This window comes from Lutibacter sp. A80, assembly GCF_022429645.1.
Lineage (GTDB): Bacteria > Bacteroidota > Bacteroidia > Flavobacteriales > Flavobacteriaceae > Lutibacter.
This window is the reverse complement of the sequence record NZ_CP092480.1, coordinates 2,786,187-2,803,827: the sequence shown is the minus strand read 5'-3', so window position 1 is coordinate 2,803,827 and position 17,641 is coordinate 2,786,187. Positions and strand designations below refer to the sequence as shown.

The window sequence follows — 17,641 nt, the reverse complement described above, 5'->3', positions numbered from 1 at the left end:
TAAAGACCGCCTTAAAGGCGGTCTTTTACTTTTATTAAAATTATATTAATGTCTATAATGTAATAAGCTTAACTTCTTTAGCCATTGTTGCTGTTTTTTTACCAACAATTAAATAAGGATACAATATAAAACAATACAATAAACTAGTTGAAAACTAGAAAAATATAAACGAAAAAAAGGGCAAACAAATCACATAATTTGTTTGCCCTTTTTAGACTTTTAGAATCTAGTTTAAATTTCTTAAAAAGAATATTTTTATATATTGTTGGTGTTTTACATCAACAACTGAATACAACCAAAAATTTGAATGAATTAAAACTAGCCTTAGATAAATAAATACATTTGAAGCTTATTTGTGCAGCAGCAGGCTATTTGTTCTTTACAAACATAGATTGGTTTCTTTATTGTATCAATGAAGATAACGAATAACTTAAACACAAAAAAGCCTAACAAATTCAAAAGAATTGTTAGGCTTTAAGTTATTTTATAGTTTAATTAAACCTCTTAAAAAGAATAGTTTAAACCAAACATCCAGTATGTTTGAAGTTTATTGTCAATAGTATCAAATGTAGCTGACTCATCATCATCTAAAGCATAATTCAAAGCCTCTTGTTTGTTTTTTCTTAAACCTAAATCAAAACCTACACCAATACCTTTCCAAAGTGTGTACCCAAAAGAGTTGGTCCACGTCCAGTTTGAATAATCTGCATCTTTATAACTTTGAAATGCAGAAAAATTTGTTTTAAAATTAACTGCTCCAAGTTGCTTTGTATAATCAGCAACTATTTTGGCACCTAAAGAAGATTCAAAATTGCTATCTCCATCGCTAAATACAAAATTATAGTTTAAAGGGTGTATTACAACCACTAAATCTGTAATAGGAGTCCAAGTAGCACCAACCCCAAGGTCTAAATAACCAGGATCGTTAAAATTACTTAAAATAGTAGTTTTGTATTCTCCTAAAGTAGAAATTGCAAATTTTTCGCTTAATTTATATCCAAATAAAGAAGTGATACTAAACACATCTGTAGCTTCTTGAAAGTCACTATTATCAGTATCATCATCCTTGTCATCAAATTTAACCCAGCTTAAATTTACATTAGCTGAATTTCTCCAGAAATATTTTTCTTGTGTTAGGTTTGCAAAAGCGTTTACTGTAAATCCAATATTTCCAGTTGAAGAATTTGGACTTCCTTTAGAGTACCAATTATCAAAACCTGCAAGTGTTCCTCCAATAGTACCAAAAGCACCTTTTTTCCATCCTGGAAAAGCATCTATTTTACTTTGTATTGCATCAACTTTCGCTTGTAATGCAGCTATAGAATCTTTTTTAGGAGCTTGTTCTGCTTTTAACTCCTCTATTGTTTGTGCATTTATGTAGGTTATTCCAAACATACATACCAATGCTAAAATTATTTTTTTCATACTTTTTAAATTTATTTTTAAAATGCAAATATGCATTAAATAAGACCATTTTTACAAGAAAAAGTCACATTATAAAGTTAAACACCTTATTATAGGTTATTTAACAGACATATAGGCTCTAATAATGCTTAGTTTTACTAGAATTATCAAGATAAACACAGGTATTATCTCCTAACTTTTATTCATTAGGCAAGGTATTATAGCCCATATTGTATAAAGTAAATCCAAAAATATCGGCATATTGGTCAATAATTTTAGAAACAGGGGTTCCTGCTCCGTGTCCTGCATTTGTTTCAATACGTATTAAAACAGGATTATTTCCCTTTTGTTTTTCTTGTAAAGTTGCTGCAAATTTGAACGAATGTGCAGGTACTACCCTATCATCGTGATCACCTGTAGTTACCATTGTAGCTGGGTATTCAATCCCTGATTTTACATTATGAACAGGTGAATATTCTTTTAAATAATTGAACATTTCTTTAGAATCTTCAGCAGTTCCGTAGTCATAAGCCCAACCAGCTCCAGCAGTAAACGTATGATAACGTAACATATCTAACACACCAACGTCTGGCAATGCTACTTTCATTAAATCAGGGCGTTGTGTCATTGTTGCGCCAACTAGCAATCCTCCGTTAGAACCTCCTCTAATAGCTAAATGACTAGATGATGTGTACTTGTTTTCAATTAAATATTCAGCAGCAGCAATAAAGTCATCAAATACATTTTGTTTTTGAAGTTTTGTACCTGCATTATGCCACGCTTTACCGTATTCGCCACCACCACGTAAATTTGGAACGGCATAAATACCTCCTTGCTCCATCCAAACTGCATTTGCAATATTAAAACTAGGAGTTAAGCTAATATTAAATCCTCCATAACCATATAAAATTGTTGGGTTTTTCCCATTTAATTCAATTCCTTTTTTAAAAGAAATTATCATTGGTATTTTTGTTCCATCTTTTGAAGTATAAAATACTTGTTTGGATTCGTAATTTTCAGCATTAAAATCTATTGCAGGTTTTTTATATAATTCTGATATTCCAGATTTTGGTTTAAATGAATAAATTGATCCTGGTGTTGTATAATTTGTAAAAGAATAATAAATAGTCTCTGCATTATTTTTCCCACTAAAACCACCCGCAGTACCAATACCAGGTAATTCAATAGTTCTAATTAATTTTCCATTAAAATCGTATTGCATTACTTTAGAAACAGCATCAACCATATAATTTGCAAAAATATAACCACTTGCCGTAGATATATTTAATACATTTTTAGTTTCAGGAATTACATCAACCCAATTTTCTTTTGAAGGATTTTTAACAGCAACTTTTACAATTCTTTTATTTGGTGCATTTACATTAGTACTTAAATAAAAATATCCATCTTTATGTTCAATTACACCAGTATCATTATCAAAACCTAATATTATAGGAGTTATTTTACTAGTTGGATCTGTCAAGTCTTTAAAGTATAATTCGTTTCCTGAGGTTGAAATTGAAGCTGAAATAATTAAATATTTTTCATCTTCAGTAACTCCAGCATTTACGTAACGTCTTTTTTGTTTATCACCAAAAATAATCTCATCTTCAGATTGTTTTGTACCTAATTTATGATAAAATAAGCGATGCTGGTCTGTTTTTGCTGAAAGCTCACTTCCTTTTGGTTTTTCATAACTCGAGTAAAAAAGACCTTCATTTCCTTTCCAAGCCATGCCACTAAATTTAACATCTATAAGTGTATCTTCTTTAATTTCTTTTGAAAGCGCGTCCATTATAATAATTTTACGCCAATCGCTTCCTCCTTCAGAAATGGCGTATGCGACCAAACTTCCATCTTTAGAAAATGACAATCCGCCTAAAGAGGTTGTTCCATCTTTAGAAAAGGTATTTGGATCCAAAAAAACTTCTGGATGCTCATCTCCTTTAGATCTATAAAGAACATATTGATTTTGTAGACCATTATTTTTATAGAAATAGGTAAAATCACCTTCTTTAAAAGGAGCTCCTATTTTTTCATAATTCCATAATTTTTCTAAACGTTTTTTTAATGTTTCACGATATGGAATATTAGATAAAAAATTATAAGTAACTTTATTTTCTTCTTTAACCCAAGCTGCAGTTTCATTAGACATATCGTCTTCTAACCATCTGTAAGGATCTTTAACTTCTGTACTAAAATAATTAGTTACTGTATCAACTTTTTTTGTTGTAGGATATTTCAATTTAGTAATAGTTTGTGTATCGGATTTTTTACAAGAAAATAGAGAAAATCCAACGAGTGTTAATAAAAGTATTTTTTTCATAGTACTTAATTTTAATTGATTATCAAAGTTAATTAAAAATACAGTGTCTAAAAAGTTTTAAAATTGTTAGTTACGGAGCTCTAATTTATAAATGGATTAGAGTTGTAACTTTTGTTACTTCTGATTTGTAAGGATTTATGTCACTTTGTCGTCAAAACTATGGTATAATAGTTGTTATACTAATCATATAAAATTTAAAAAAATGACAGAATTATTAACAAAAGAAACTTTTTTAGAAAAAGTTTTTAATTTCGAAAAAAATAAAGAGTGGAAGTTTGAAGGAGAAATTCCTTGTATAATCGACTTTTATGCAGATTGGTGTGGTCCATGCAAAGCTGTTGCTCCTGTTCTTGAAGAATTAAGTGATGATTACAAAGGAAAGGTAAATATATATAAAGTTGATACAGAGGCAGAACAAGAATTAGCTGCAGCATTTGGAATTAGAAGTATTCCTTCTATGTTATTTGTACCAAAAGGTGAAGAACCACAAATGGCTCAAGGTGCCTTACCAAAACATGATTTGGAAAAAATTATTACAGATGTTTTAAAAGTTTCAAAATAAACTGAAAACTTTACCCCTAAAAACCCTAAAAAAGCCACAAATATTGTGGCTTTTTTTTAAAATTCCATTATGGAGATAAATAAACTAAGGTTTATTTAAAGCATTAATTTCTTATTCAATTAATAGAATTTCTTCAGAATTTTTCTTTTTCATCCAATAAAGTGGTGGTTGTCTTTTATGATTATTTTTGTTTTTTCCTAGATTTAAAATGACAGAAAATTCATGCGATCCATTGCTATAATTAGAAAGGTTATTGGTAATAGCATCGTAAGTGTATCCAACTTTTAAATTATCTGTTAATCTAAGTTGAAAAAGACCAGAGATAGATTCATCAATTCTGTGTGAAATTCCGAACTCTAATTTATCTAACCATAATATACTTGCTGAAATATCTGTAGATAACGGACTTCCATTTACTGCTCGCATCATAAATGAAGGTCTTAGTTTAAAAGATTCATTTAAATTAAAAACGTATCCAGAAGATATATAAAAAATCATTTCATCTGAAGCGCTAGAAACTACGGAACTGTTTTTATCGTAATGTTTGCTTTCTAAAATATTTACTGTAGATAAACTTACAAAAAATCGATTGGTGTAATAAAACATTCCCGCTCCTATATTTGGATTAAATTCACTGATGTTTTCACTAAAAAGATCATCATTTTGAACACCTAATTCTAACAAGTTTACATCTAAAAAACTACCTCCTACTTTTAGTCCAAAAGCTAATGTTGAATTTTCATTTGGATAAATAGAGTAAGAAAAATCGGCATAAATGTCAGTTTCTTTTAAAACATATACCTTATCATTAACAATAGACAAACCCAGCCCTACATTTTTACCAGTAGCACCATGTATTGATAAGGTTTGTGTTTCTGGACTTCCAGCTTCTCCAGCCCATTGACTTCTAATATTAGCGGTGGCTGTAAACAATCCATGACTACCAGAGTAGGCAGGATTAATTAAGCTAAAATTATTATAATATTGTGTATATAACGGATCTTGTTGTGCATTACTTTTTACAATTACTAAAAAGGCACTTATAATTACGAATTGTTTTACTATATTTTTCATTTCTATTTTTCTTAATAATTGATATAAACCCATCCTTTAACAACTTTACTTCCGCCATTAATACTAAGTACATAAAAGTACGGAGCAGCAGGGAGTCTTCTTTCCTCTTTATTTCCAATACCATCCCAATAATTTTGATAATTATTAGATTCGTATACAATATTTCCATAGCGGTTGTAGATTTGTATACTATTATTTGGGTAATTATGAAGTCCTTCTATAATAAACTCATCATTTACGCCATCTCCGTTTGGTGAAAATCCTTTTGCAATTTTTAAATCACTCTGATCACAAACATCTCCAATACCATTTCGGTCTAAATCTGCTTGATCACTATTAGCTGTAGTTGGACAATTATCAATATCATTATCTACACCATCACCGTCTATATCAGTATCACATATATCTGCAATAGTATCATTATCTATATCGCTAGAAGTAAAGGTTACTAGTGCAATTTCTGAAGCTGTATTGCCATAATTATCTGTAACGGTTAGAGTTAATGTATGCGCTGTTAATGTTGGGCAACTGAATGTTGTTTGATCTAAACTCATAGCAGCAATTCCACACGCATCAAAACTACCATCATCAATATCGGAAGTAGTAATATCTGCATTTCCATTACTATCTAATTCAACCGATATATTTTTTGTAATTACAATTGGAGGTGTTGTATCTACAATGGTTACTACGGTTGTACAAGTAGCTTTATTACCACTAGCATCTGTAACCGTTAAAGTTACGGTGTTTTCTCCAATATTTGAACAATCAAAAGATTCTTTGTCAATATTTATTGAAGCAATACCACAGTTATCTGTGCTTCCATTATCTATTTGATTCGCTGTGATTGTTGCATTTCCAGTATCATCTAAAGCAAGTGTAAAAGGTGCAATGCAATTAGCCACTGGTGCAACTGTTTCAGTTATAGTTACAATTGCAGTTTCTGAATTAGAATTTCCGTGAATATCAGTTACTGTTAGTGTTACGGTATTCTCACCTGCAGAAGTACAATCAAATTCAGTTTTATCTAATGTTATTGAAGCAATTTCACAATTATCTGAAGAACCATTATCAATATCAGCAGCTACTATACTTGACGTTCCATTTTCATCGAACTCTACTTCAATATTTTGTGTAATTACAGTTGGTGCTAGGGTATCTTCTACAGTTACAATTGCTGTTGCAGTTGCACTATTTCCACTAGCATCTGTAACTGTTAATGTTACGGTGTTTTCTCCAATATTAGAACAATTAAAAGTTGTTGTATCTACTGTTAAATTTACGGCACCGCAATTAGCAGTAGAACCATTATCTATTTGATTAGCGGTTATAATTGCAACACCCGATGCATCTAACTGTGCTGTTATATTTTGTGCTATTGCTGTTGGTCCAGTTTTATCAACTACTGTTACAATTGCAGTTTCTGAATTAGAATTTCCGTGAATATCAGTTACTGTTAATGTTACCGTATTCTCTCCAGCAGAAGTACAATCAAATTCAGTTTTATCTAATGTTATTGAAGCAATTTCACAATTATCTGAAGAACCATTATCAATATCAGCAGCTACTATACTTGACGTTCCATTTTCATTGAGTTCTAATTCAATATTTTGTGTAATTACAGTTGGTACTAGGGTATCTTCTACAGTTACAATTGCTGTTGCAGTTGCACTATTTCCACTAACATCTGTAACTGTTAATGTTACGGTGTTTTCTCCAATATTTGAACAATTAAAAGTTGTTGTATCTACTGTTAAATTTGCAGCACCGCAATTAGCTGTAGAACCATTATCTATTTGGTTAGCGGTTATAATTGCAACACCAGATGCATCTAACTGCGCTGTTATATTTTGTGCTATTGCTGTTGGTCCTGTTTTATCAACTACTGTTACAATTGCAGTTTCTGAATTAGAATTTCCGTGAATATCAGTTACTGTTAATGTTACCGTATTCTCTCCAGCAGAAGTACAATCAAATTCAGTTTTATCTAATGTTATTGAAGCAATTTCACAATTATCTGAAGAACCATTATCAATATCAGCAGCTACTATACTTGACGTTCCATTTTCATTGAGCTCTACTTCAATATTTTGTGTAATTACAGTTGGTGCTAGGGTATCTTCTACAGTTACAATTGCTGTTGCAGTTGCGCTATTTCCACTAGTACCTGTTACTGTTAGTGTTACTGTATTTTCTCCAATATTTGAACAATTGAAAGTTGTTTTATCTATTGTTAAACTTATAGTATTACAACTAACATTAGATCCATTATCTACTTGACTTGCTGTTATGCTTGCAACACCAGAAGCATCTAATTGTATTGTGTTATTTTTAGTTATAACTGTTAACTCGGTATTAACTATAGTTGTAAGACTAATACTAGTTGTAGCTGTTCTTCCACAAGAATCTGTTGCAGTTAACGTAATTTCTGTGTCTTTTGCTTCACTTATTATTGTTCCAGCAGCTGGGCTTTGAGTTATAGTTGCTGTTCCACAATCTGCAGTTGAAGTTGCTAATGTTGTATAATCTGGAATTTGATATTCACAATTAGTATCTAATTCTTCGGTATATGTTGTTAAAGCAGGACTAATTGTTGGTTCGTTTATGCTTTCAACAGTAAAGGTCTGTATACACTCTTCGCTATTGCCTCCTTCATCACTAATAGTATAAGTTCTGGTTATTATTAGAGGATCTCCTAAACACCCAGAGTTGTTAGATGAAATTGTTTCTACAGAAATAGTTACAGCCCCAACAGAATTTGTTACTATTGGTAAACTTTCATCTTCGGAAGGTAGCTCTGCTTTACAAGTTAATTGGGTATTTTCTATGTTTGAGCAATCTACAATAAGTTCTCCACAGTTTTCACTATAACTCGCTATTGCATCTTTTTCCCAATTGGTTCCAATATTTGCAACGTTATCTACTTGTATACAGGTTAACGATGGATTTCCGGTTGCTTTTAAACCAAATAAAGAGGAATTATTACCGTTTTTTATATTTAAACTTGTTAGCTTATTATTAGCACAGTATAAAGTATTTAAAGAAGTGTTTTGACTAAGATCTAAACTTGTTAAGCTATTGCCATCAACATATAAACCTGTTAAGTCTGTATTTTTTGAAACATCTAATTCGGTTAAGTTATTAGTTGTACTATTTAATTTATTTGAAGTATTGTTTTTACTCAATAAATTATCATCAGCACTTAGTTTTAAACTTGTTAATGCAGTGTTTTTAGTTACATCTATACTAGTTAAAGCATTGCTAATTAGTTCTAAATTATCTAAAGCTATATTTTTGCTTAGATCTATGGTTGCTAGATTATTGTAATTAGCTCTTAAATCAGTTAAAAGAGTATTACTAGTTAAGTCTAAGTCTGTTAGGTTGTTGTCATAACAAACTAAAAAAGTTAAAGCGGTATTGTTGGTTACATCTAGGCTTGATAATTCATTTTCACTACTATTTAAATAGGTTAAAGCGGTATTTTTAGTTACATCTAAACTTGTTAAGTTATTTCTATCTACACTTAACTTGGTAAGTGCAGTATTTTTACTAAGATCTAAACTAGTAAAATTGTTTTCAAAACAAACCAACTCTGTTAAAGCGGTGTTTTTAGTGATATCTATACTGGCTAAGTTATTCATAGCAATATCTAAATCAGTTAAAGCAATAAAATCTTCAATCCCTGTTAGGTCTGCTATATTTTCACCCCTTACATCTAAATCAGTTAGGCCATTAATATTATTGGTTGGTACATAATCATCTAAAACATCATCGTACCCTAAAACTATTAAAGCTTGTTCAAAATTATCATCTGGTACATAAGTAAGTACAACTGTAGCACTACAATCTTCGCTATACGTTGCTGTTGCGTCTTTTTCCCAATTAGTTCCAATATTTGCAACGTTATCTACCTGTATACAGGTTAAATTAGGGTTGTCTGTGGCATCAAACTCATCTAAATTTGTATTATTTGATATATCTAAACTTGTTAAGTTATTTTCACGAATATCTAAATTAAATAGAGCAATATTTTTACTTAAATCTATACTCGTTAAGCTATTCCCGTAACAAGAAAGATAAGTTAAAGCGGTGTTTTTAGTTACATCCAATGTTGATAGACCGCTGTTATCACCTACATTTAAATAAGTTAAGGCTGTGTTTTTTGTTACATCTAAACTAGTTAAGTTATTTTTATAAACAGGTAAACTAGTCAAAGCTGTGTTATTGCTTACATCTAAACTAGTTAAGTTATTGTCATAAACATATAAATGAGTCAAAGCGGTGTTTTTAGTTACATCTAAAGTTGTTAAATCATTAAGACTTATATCTAATACAGTTAAAGCAATAAAATCTTCAATCCCTGTTAGGTCTGCTATATTTTCACCCCTTACATCTAAATCAGTTAGGCCATTAATATTATTGGTTGGTACATAATCATCTAAAACATCATCGTAGCCTAGGTTTATTAAAGCTTGTTCAAAATTATCATCTGGTACATAAGTAAGTGCAACTGTAGCACTACAATCTTCGCTATACGTTGCTGTTGCATCTTTCTCCCAATAAGGTCCAATATTATTTACATTAGCTACTTGTATACAGGTTAAATTAGGATTGTCTGTGGCATCAAACTCATCTAGATTTAGATTGTTTGATATATCTAAACTTGTTAAGTTATTTTTACTAATATATAAATTAAATAGAGCAATATTTTTACTTACATCTATACTCGTTAAATTATTTTTTTGAATATTTAAAAAATCTAAAGCCGTATTTTTAGTTAAATCTATACTTGATAAGTTATTTTCATAAACATATAAAGTAGTTAAAGCCGTATTTTTAGTTAGATCTATACTTGATAAGCTATTTCTATCAATATTTAAATCAGTTAAAGCAGTATTATTAGTAATATTTAAACTGGCTAAATTGTTTTCACTAACGTCTAGATCAATTAAATCAATTGCATTGGTAATGTCTATGTTAGTCAAATTATTTTCACTAGCAGCAACTTTAATTAAATTAGTATTATTACTAAGGTCTAAACTTGTTAAGTTGTTTTCACGAATATGTAAATCAGTTAAACTAGTATTCTTGCTAAGGTCTAAACTTGTTAAGTTATTATCAATTAAATTTATTTTTGTTAAAGCGGTATTCTTACTAATATCTATACTTGTTAAGTTATTATTATAAGCAATTAAATCAGTCAACTCCGTATTTTTACTAAGATCTATAGATGTTAAGTTATTGTTGTAGATATTCAACTTAATTAAACCCGTATTTTTACTAAAATCGATACTTGTTGAATTACTACCAGTACAAATCAACTCTGTTAAAGCTATAAAATCTTCTATTCCTGTAAAATCTGAAATGCCATTATTAAAGAGTAGTAATTTAGTAATTCCACTAATATTATCAGTAAGTACATAATCATCTAAAACATCATCGTAGCCTTGGTCTATTAATGCTTGTTCAAAATTATTATCTGGTACATAAGTAAGTGCAACAGTAGCACTACAATCTTCGCTATACGTTGCTGTTGCGTCTTTTTCCCAATTGGTTCCAATATTTGCAACGTTATCTACTTGTATACAGGTTAAATTAGGATTGTCTGTGGCATAAAACCAATTTAAATTTGTGTTTTTACTTATATCTAAGCTTGATATGTTATTTTTTTTAATATACAACTGTGTTAAAGCAGTATTCTTACTAAGGTCTATATTTGTTAAGCTATTATTATGAATAAACAACTGTCTTAAAGCAGTATTCTTACTAAGGTCTATATTTGTTAAGCTATTATCATTAAGATCTAAATCAATTAAATCCGTATTCTTACTAAGATCTATACTTGTTAAGCTATTCCCACTAAGATTTAAACTAATTAAATCAATACTCTTACTAAGATCTACAGTTGCTATGTTATTGTTAACAGCATAGAAATAATCTAAATCTGTATTCTTACTAAGGTCTACATTTGTTAAGCTATTCTCACTAATTTCTAAATAATTTAAATCAGTATTCTTACTAAGATCTATACTTGTTAAACTATTTCCATAAACATCTAAATATTCTAAATCTGTATTATTACTAAGATCTACAGTTGTTAAATTGTTGTCATAAATTTCTAATCTAGTTAAAGCAATAAAATCTTCAATACCTGTTAGGTCTGCAATGTTTTTATTACTTACATTTAAAGAAGTTAACCCACTTATATTTGCGGTAAGAACAGCACCATCCATAACATTATCATGTCCTAAAGCTATTAAAGCTTGTTCGAAATTAGTATCTGGTATGGCAGTTGTTGCACAATCTTCGCTATACGTTGCTGTTGCGTCTTTGTTCCAATTGGTTCCAATATTTGCAACATTATCAACTTGTATACAGGTTAAGTTAGCATTGTCTGTGGCATCAAACTCATCTAAATTTATATTATTACTTATATCTAAACTTGTTAAGTTGTTTTTAGTAATTTTTAAGTTAGCTAAAGCCGTATTTTTAGTTATATCTAAACTTGTTAAGTTGTTTTTAGTAATTTTTAAGTTAGCTAAAGCCGTATTTTTAGTTATATCTAAACTTGTTAAGTTATTATCATTTGCATGTAAAATAATTAAATCTGTATTCTTACTGAGGTCTAAACTTGTTAGGTTATTTTCATCAATAACAACTTGAGTTAAAGCTGTATTATTAGAAACATCTAAACTTGTTAAATTATTTTGAGGAATATGTAAAAGCTCTAAAGCAATATTTTTAGTTAGATCTATACTACTTAAGTTGTTTTCAGAAATATAAAATAAAGATAAATCTGTGTTTTTAGTTATATCTAAACTGGTTAAGTTATTTTCATCCAAAACCAAACGAGCTAAAACTGTATTTTTAGTTAGATCTATACTACTTAAGTTGTTTTCACCTATATATAAATCTGTTAAAGCTGTATTCTTACTCAGATTTACACTAGTTAAGTTATTTTTAGAAACTGATAATGCTATTAAAGCAGTAAAATCTTCAATTCCCGTTAATTCAGAGATATTTTTATCGCTAACATTTAATGTAGTTAACCCGCTTATGTTTGCTGTTAGAACAGCTCCATCTATGACATTATCAATCTCTAAATCTATTAAAGCTTGTTCAAAATTAGTATCTGGTATGGCAGTTGTTGCACAGTCTTCGCTATACGTTGCTGTTGCGTCTTTTAATGATGACCAATTTGTGTTTGCAAAAGTTGCATCATCAACTTTAATACAAGTTAAGTTTGGATTGTTTGTAAAGGAAGCATAAAAACCATCGTAATCTTGATTAAAATTTGAATTATTCCCGTTAGCAATATTTAAACTTGTTAAACTATTATAAGTACAATATAATTCAATTAAACTAGTATTTGCAGATACATCTAAGCTAGTTAAATTATTAAAATTACAGTTTAACTTCGTTAAAGCAACATTGTTACTTAGATCTAAACTAGTTAAGTTATTTTCAGAACAAACCAAATAATCTAAAGCTGTATTATTAGAAACATCTAAACTTGTTAGGTTATTTCTATCAACATATAAAGTTTCTAGAGCAATAAAGTCTTCTATACCGGTTAAGTCGGAGATGTTTTTATTACGAACTAATAAAGAGGTTATTCCGCTTATATCTGCGGTTAAAACAGCTCCATCTATAACATCATCAATTTCTAAATCTATTAAAGCTTGTTCAAAATTAGCATCTGGTATGGCGGTTGTTGCGTTACAATCTTCACTGTAAACTGCAGTTGCTTCTTTAGCCCAACCATAGGGAATATCATTAACATCATCAACAGAAATACAAATTAAATCTGGGTTAAAAATTGCAGTAAAACTATTTAAATTTGTGTTTCGTAAATCTATGGTAGTTAAGTTATTTTGGAAACAATTTAAATCAGTTAGAGCAGTGTTATTAGATACATCTAAACTGGTTAAGTTGTTCTTATAACATTGTAAATTAGTTAGAGCAGTATTTTTAGATACATCTAAACTTGTTAAATTATTTTGAGGGATAAATAAACTCTCTAAAGCAATATTTTTAGTTACATCTATACTTGCTAAGTTGCTAAAATTAATTGATAAATGAGTTAAAGCAGTATTTTTAGATACATCTAAACCATTTATTAAATTGTTAATGGATATATTTAGAATGTTTAAATTTGTATTTCCTTCAAGATTTAAGGCTGTTAAATCATTATAACTACAATTTAAATCAATTAAAGCACTATTTTGAGTTACATCTAAACTTGTTAAATCATTATAACTACAATCTAATTCAGTTAGAGCTGTATTGTTACTTAGATCTAAGCTAGTTAAGTTATTATTTGAAACTGATAAACTAGTTAAAGATACAAAGTCTTCTATACCCGTTAAGTCTGAGATTTCTTTATCTTCAATACTTAAGGTAGCTATCCCACTGATATTGTCAGTTGGCACAGTTCCATCTGGATTTCCTGAATCAAAGCCTTTAGTTATTAATGCTTGTTCAAAATTAGCATCTGGTATTACTGTTGTATCGCAGTTTTCGCTATAACGTGCTGTTGCATCTTTTAAACTAGACCAATTGTTATTTGCAAAGGCTGTATTATCTACTTTAATACAAGTTAAGTCTGTGGTGCCTTTGAAATTTAAAACTGAAGTATCAAAATTTGAATTGTTTCCATTTGCTACATTTAACTGTGTTAAACCTTCATTATTAAGAAGGTATAGTTTTGTTAATACTGTGTTGCTAGAAACATCTAAACTTGTTAAATCTTCATTACTACCAGCATATAATGTTTCTAGTTGGGTGTTTTTAGACACATCTAAACTAGTTAATTTGTTATTACCACAACTTAAATAAGTTAAAGCTGTATTTTTAGAAAGATCTATACTTGTTAAATAATTATCACTAAAACTTAAAGAGGTTAAAGCTGTATTTTTAGATATATCTAGTTCTTCTAAATAATTACGGTTAAGAATTAAAGAAGTTATATTTATAAAAGCTTCTATACCTGTTAAATCATCAATATATAGACTATTTACATCTATCTCTCCAGTATAGTTTGAAGCCTCTGTACAAGATATTTCGTTGTTATTATCTAAATCTATAGTGTGATTGTTTAATAATGCGTTTTTAAAGTCTGCATTGGGTATGTTTACATTGCCCGTGCATTGCGCATTTGTTTTAAAAATAAATAGCGTTAGCGTTAGTAATAAAAGTAATTTTGTTTTCATAAGTAAGTAGATTTTTAACTGTTCTATTATTAATAATAAAACCATGACGGTTGATAACAGCATAAATGTACTTGCTCACATTAGTATTAAAGATTGTTTTTAGTAAATGCAATCATTTTTTTAGTGAATGAATTTTGAGATATACGTTGTAGCAGAATTAACAACATAAATACTTACTAAAAAAGCAGTTAAAGTAACTGACTGAATAGTTTAAAATAAATAGTATGTAGAAATACTAGGTGTTTTTTATTTTATCCATTACTATATTTTTTTGAGAATTACTTAATGGAATAGGTTCTGTTTTTAAAAAAAGTTTGTTGTTCTCCACACCATCAATATGACTAATATTTACCCAATAAGAACGATGCGTTTGTATAAATAAGGTCTCGTTTAATTTTTCAGACATATACTTTAATGTGTGTGGAACAAGGTAAGATCTGGTAGTAGTATAAATATAACAATAATTGTCAAAAGCTTTTAAGTATAATATGCTACTTTGGTTAATTTTATAGGTACGCCCTTCTGATTTAATAATTAAAAAGCCTGCATTTTCTACCTCATAAGTGTGCCAAGCTAATTCAATATTACTACGTAAACTATGCTCGGTAAAAGGTTTTACAATATAACCTAAAGGTTGGGTATTTTTAACACGTTGTATAGTTTCTGGATCTGTTTGTGAGGTAAGGTATAAATAAGGGGTTTGTTGCTTGTCTAGTTCCTGAGCTAAATCAACACCATCTTTACTTCCATCTAATTGAATATCTACAAGAATTAAATCTGGTTGTAATATTGCAATATCTTTTAGTGCGGTTATAACATCTTCGGCATCACCTACCACATTGTAACCTTGCTTTAATAAGGCGGCTTTAATAGTAGCAGCAATTAAAGGTTCATCTTCAACAATATATATATTTAAATATCTCAAAAAGTTCTTATTAATTTTTATGAAATGTACTCTAAAAAATTATTTTTAATTTAAAAATTAAGTGAATGTAGTTGTTTTTTTAGTGAAAATAAAAAACAGCTGTTAATCTCTCTTTAGTATAAATCTCATATTTCTTTTTTTGAATAATTTACCTAATTTTTAAACTTATTATTCTAATGCCTTATAAAATATTAAATTTTTTGATATTTAGAGTTGCCTCTGTACCAATACCTACTTTAGAGTTATACTGCAATGTTGCTTTTAGTTTTTTAGACAAGGCTTTCATTAATGTAATACCAAACGACGAGCTTTTAATTTCACCTTCAAATCCTTTTCCGTTATCTTTAACCGTTAACAACAATTTGTTATTATCTTCAGTAAAACTTACAATTATTTTACTTCCCTTTTTTTCTTCTTTAAACGCATGTTTTAAGCAGTTTATAATCAGCTCGTTTAATATTAATCCAATAGGAGTAATAGTTTCAATATCTAAAACTAAAGATACTATATTTAATTCGTACTTAATTTTTTCTTCTTTAAAGTGGTGACTGTCAATAATATCTTTTACTAAATCGGTAATATATTCTTTGGTGTCAATACCAACTAATTCATCTTTATTATATAATTTTTGATGTACCAAAACCATAGATCTTACTCGGTTTTCGGCTTCTTTAATTGCTATTTTAGCTTCTTTATCTTCACTGTTTTCAGATTGAAGATAGAGTAATGACGAAACAATTTGAAAACTGTTTTTTACACGATGATGCACTTCTTTTAATAAAGTGTTCTTTTCGTTTAAAGCGGCTTCTAACAATTTCTTTTGTTTGGCTAGAGTAGCATTTTTCTGAATATTTTTTTTCACTGTAAAACCAAGAATACTTGCAATTAGCAAACCCGAAATTGCCATAATAAAATATAGTTGCTTTTGCTGTTCTTTTTTTTCAGATTCTACTTTTAATAAATGTAATTGAGCGTCTTTTTGTTCGGTTTCGTACTTTGTCTCTAATTCATATACTGTTTCATCTCGTTGTTTTTCTTTAATTTCTTCAAAAGCAGTTATATATTCATCTCTATATTTAATGGCTTCTTTATAATTTTCTGTAGATTTATAATAATCTGCCAAGGTTCTTAATAATAAACTTCGCTCTCTTAAACGTACAGCATTTATAGAAGCAACTTTTGCTCTTCTTAAAATAGGTTTCATACCAGTAGTATCTTTAGTAAGAGCTTTTAATTGAAGTAAAAAATGAAGATTTATTTCCGAATTAAAATTATCTGGATGCTGTTCTGTAGCTTTAAGTAAATAAGGCAAAGCTTTATCATATTTTTCTTGTTTTACATATAAGTTACCTAAATTGCAATAGGTAGAATAATCAAGGTCTTGTCGTATATTTATCTTAAACGCTAAACTTTCCTCCATAAAATCAATAGCAGTATCAAAATTTTCTAATGAAGAATTAACACTTCCAAGATTTATTAAACACATTTTAATAAGAATAGAGTCATTAGATTCTGTTGCTAAATTATGTGCAATGGTAAAATACTTTAATGCTTTTACATAACTATCTGATTGATGAAACATAACACCTAATGTATGATAGATTGAAGATGCATATTCTAAATTATTAGTTTCGCAAACCTCAATACCTTTAAAATATAATTGACTTGCTAAGGTATAATCAGATTTTACAATTTCGTAATACATTCCCTCAGTTTCAAAAGTAATTGCTTCACCAATGGCGTAGTTTTTTTGTTTAGAAAGCGCCATTGCTTTTTCAATAAAAATTAAAGCACTATCATTCCCCTTCATAATATAATCCCAAGCAAAATCAATATATTCTTGTACTTCTACTTTTACGCTTTTAATACTATCGTTTGCTATTTTTAATTCGTCCTTTTCAACAGAATTATTAGAAAACATAAATACAGGTAAAAGAAGTAATAGGTATAATTGCTTCATAAAGGGGAAATATTAAAACGTAATTTTTTACTAAAATAATAAAGTTTACAACTAAAACACCATAAAATTGCGACTTAATTCATTTAAAATTAAATATTATGCAATAAAAAATATATTTAACCGTATTTTTAATAAATAAACATCTTAAGTTTATAAATTAAAACTTCTTATGCTTAAT

7 protein-coding genes are annotated in these 17,641 nt (G+C 28.9%); 1 reads left to right on the top strand and 6 read right to left on the bottom strand.

Features of this window, described 5'->3' with window-relative positions; genetic code table 11:
• Positions 1 to 504: 504 nt before the first annotated feature.
• Together MHL31_RS11505 and MHL31_RS11500 are read right to left on the bottom strand one after the other, a co-directional pair.
• Complete coding sequence (locus MHL31_RS11505) at positions 505 to 1,425, bottom strand: DUF3078 domain-containing protein (RefSeq protein ID WP_240226100.1); 921 nt, start codon at positions 1,423 to 1,425, stop codon at positions 505 to 507.
• Between the two features lie 178 nt (positions 1,426 to 1,603).
• On the bottom strand, positions 1,604 to 3,730 hold the full coding sequence (locus MHL31_RS11500; RefSeq protein ID WP_240226099.1) for a prolyl oligopeptidase family protein: 2,127 nt from the start codon (positions 3,728 to 3,730) through the stop codon (positions 1,604 to 1,606).
• Positions 3,731 to 3,932: 202 nt separating this feature from the next.
• Between MHL31_RS11500 and trxA the strand changes: the two genes are divergently transcribed.
• Complete coding sequence (trxA, locus tag MHL31_RS11495; protein WP_240226098.1) at positions 3,933 to 4,292, top strand: thioredoxin; 360 nt, start codon at positions 3,933 to 3,935, stop codon at positions 4,290 to 4,292.
• Between the two features lie 111 nt (positions 4,293 to 4,403).
• Here the strand turns inward: trxA and MHL31_RS11490 are convergent, their stop codons facing one another.
• From MHL31_RS11490 to MHL31_RS11475, 4 genes are all read right to left on the bottom strand, one after another.
• Positions 4,404 to 5,366 (bottom strand): type IX secretion system membrane protein PorP/SprF, encoded by a 963-nt coding sequence (locus tag MHL31_RS11490; protein WP_240226097.1) that lies wholly within the window; start codon positions 5,364 to 5,366, stop codon positions 4,404 to 4,406.
• Positions 5,367 to 5,377: 11 nt separating this feature from the next.
• A complete protein-coding gene (locus MHL31_RS11485) occupies positions 5,378 to 14,578 on the bottom strand; it encodes a gliding motility-associated C-terminal domain-containing protein (protein ID WP_240226096.1) in 9,201 nt (3,066 codons plus the stop codon).
• A gap of 235 nt (positions 14,579 to 14,813) precedes the next feature.
• The gene (locus tag MHL31_RS11480; protein WP_240226095.1) at positions 14,814 to 15,503 is read right to left on the bottom strand and encodes a LytTR family DNA-binding domain-containing protein; all 690 of its coding nucleotides are present in this window, start codon (positions 15,501 to 15,503) and stop codon (positions 14,814 to 14,816) included.
• A 181-nt stretch (positions 15,504 to 15,684) separates the two neighbouring features.
• The gene (locus tag MHL31_RS11475) at positions 15,685 to 17,463 is read right to left on the bottom strand and encodes a histidine kinase dimerization/phosphoacceptor domain -containing protein (protein ID WP_240226094.1); all 1,779 of its coding nucleotides are present in this window, start codon (positions 17,461 to 17,463) and stop codon (positions 15,685 to 15,687) included.
• Positions 17,464 to 17,641 lie beyond the last annotated feature (178 nt).

Excerpts from the sequence above, each read along its gene's own strand:
- MHL31_RS11505 (WP_240226100.1), bottom strand. The coding sequence starts at position 1,425 with ATGAAAAAAATAATTTTAGCATTGGTATGTATGTTTGGAATAACCTAC.
- MHL31_RS11500 (WP_240226099.1), bottom strand. The coding sequence starts at position 3,730 with ATGAAAAAAATACTTTTATTAACACTCGTTGGATTTTCTCTATTTTCT.
- trxA (WP_240226098.1), top strand. The coding sequence starts at position 3,933 with ATGACAGAATTATTAACAAAAGAAACTTTTTTAGAAAAAGTTTTTAAT.
- MHL31_RS11490 (WP_240226097.1), bottom strand. The coding sequence starts at position 5,366 with ATGAAAAATATAGTAAAACAATTCGTAATTATAAGTGCCTTTTTAGTA.
- MHL31_RS11485 (WP_240226096.1), bottom strand. The coding sequence starts at position 14,578 with ATGAAAACAAAATTACTTTTATTACTAACGCTAACGCTATTTATTTTT.
- MHL31_RS11475 (WP_240226094.1), bottom strand. The coding sequence starts at position 17,463 with ATGAAGCAATTATACCTATTACTTCTTTTACCTGTATTTATGTTTTCT.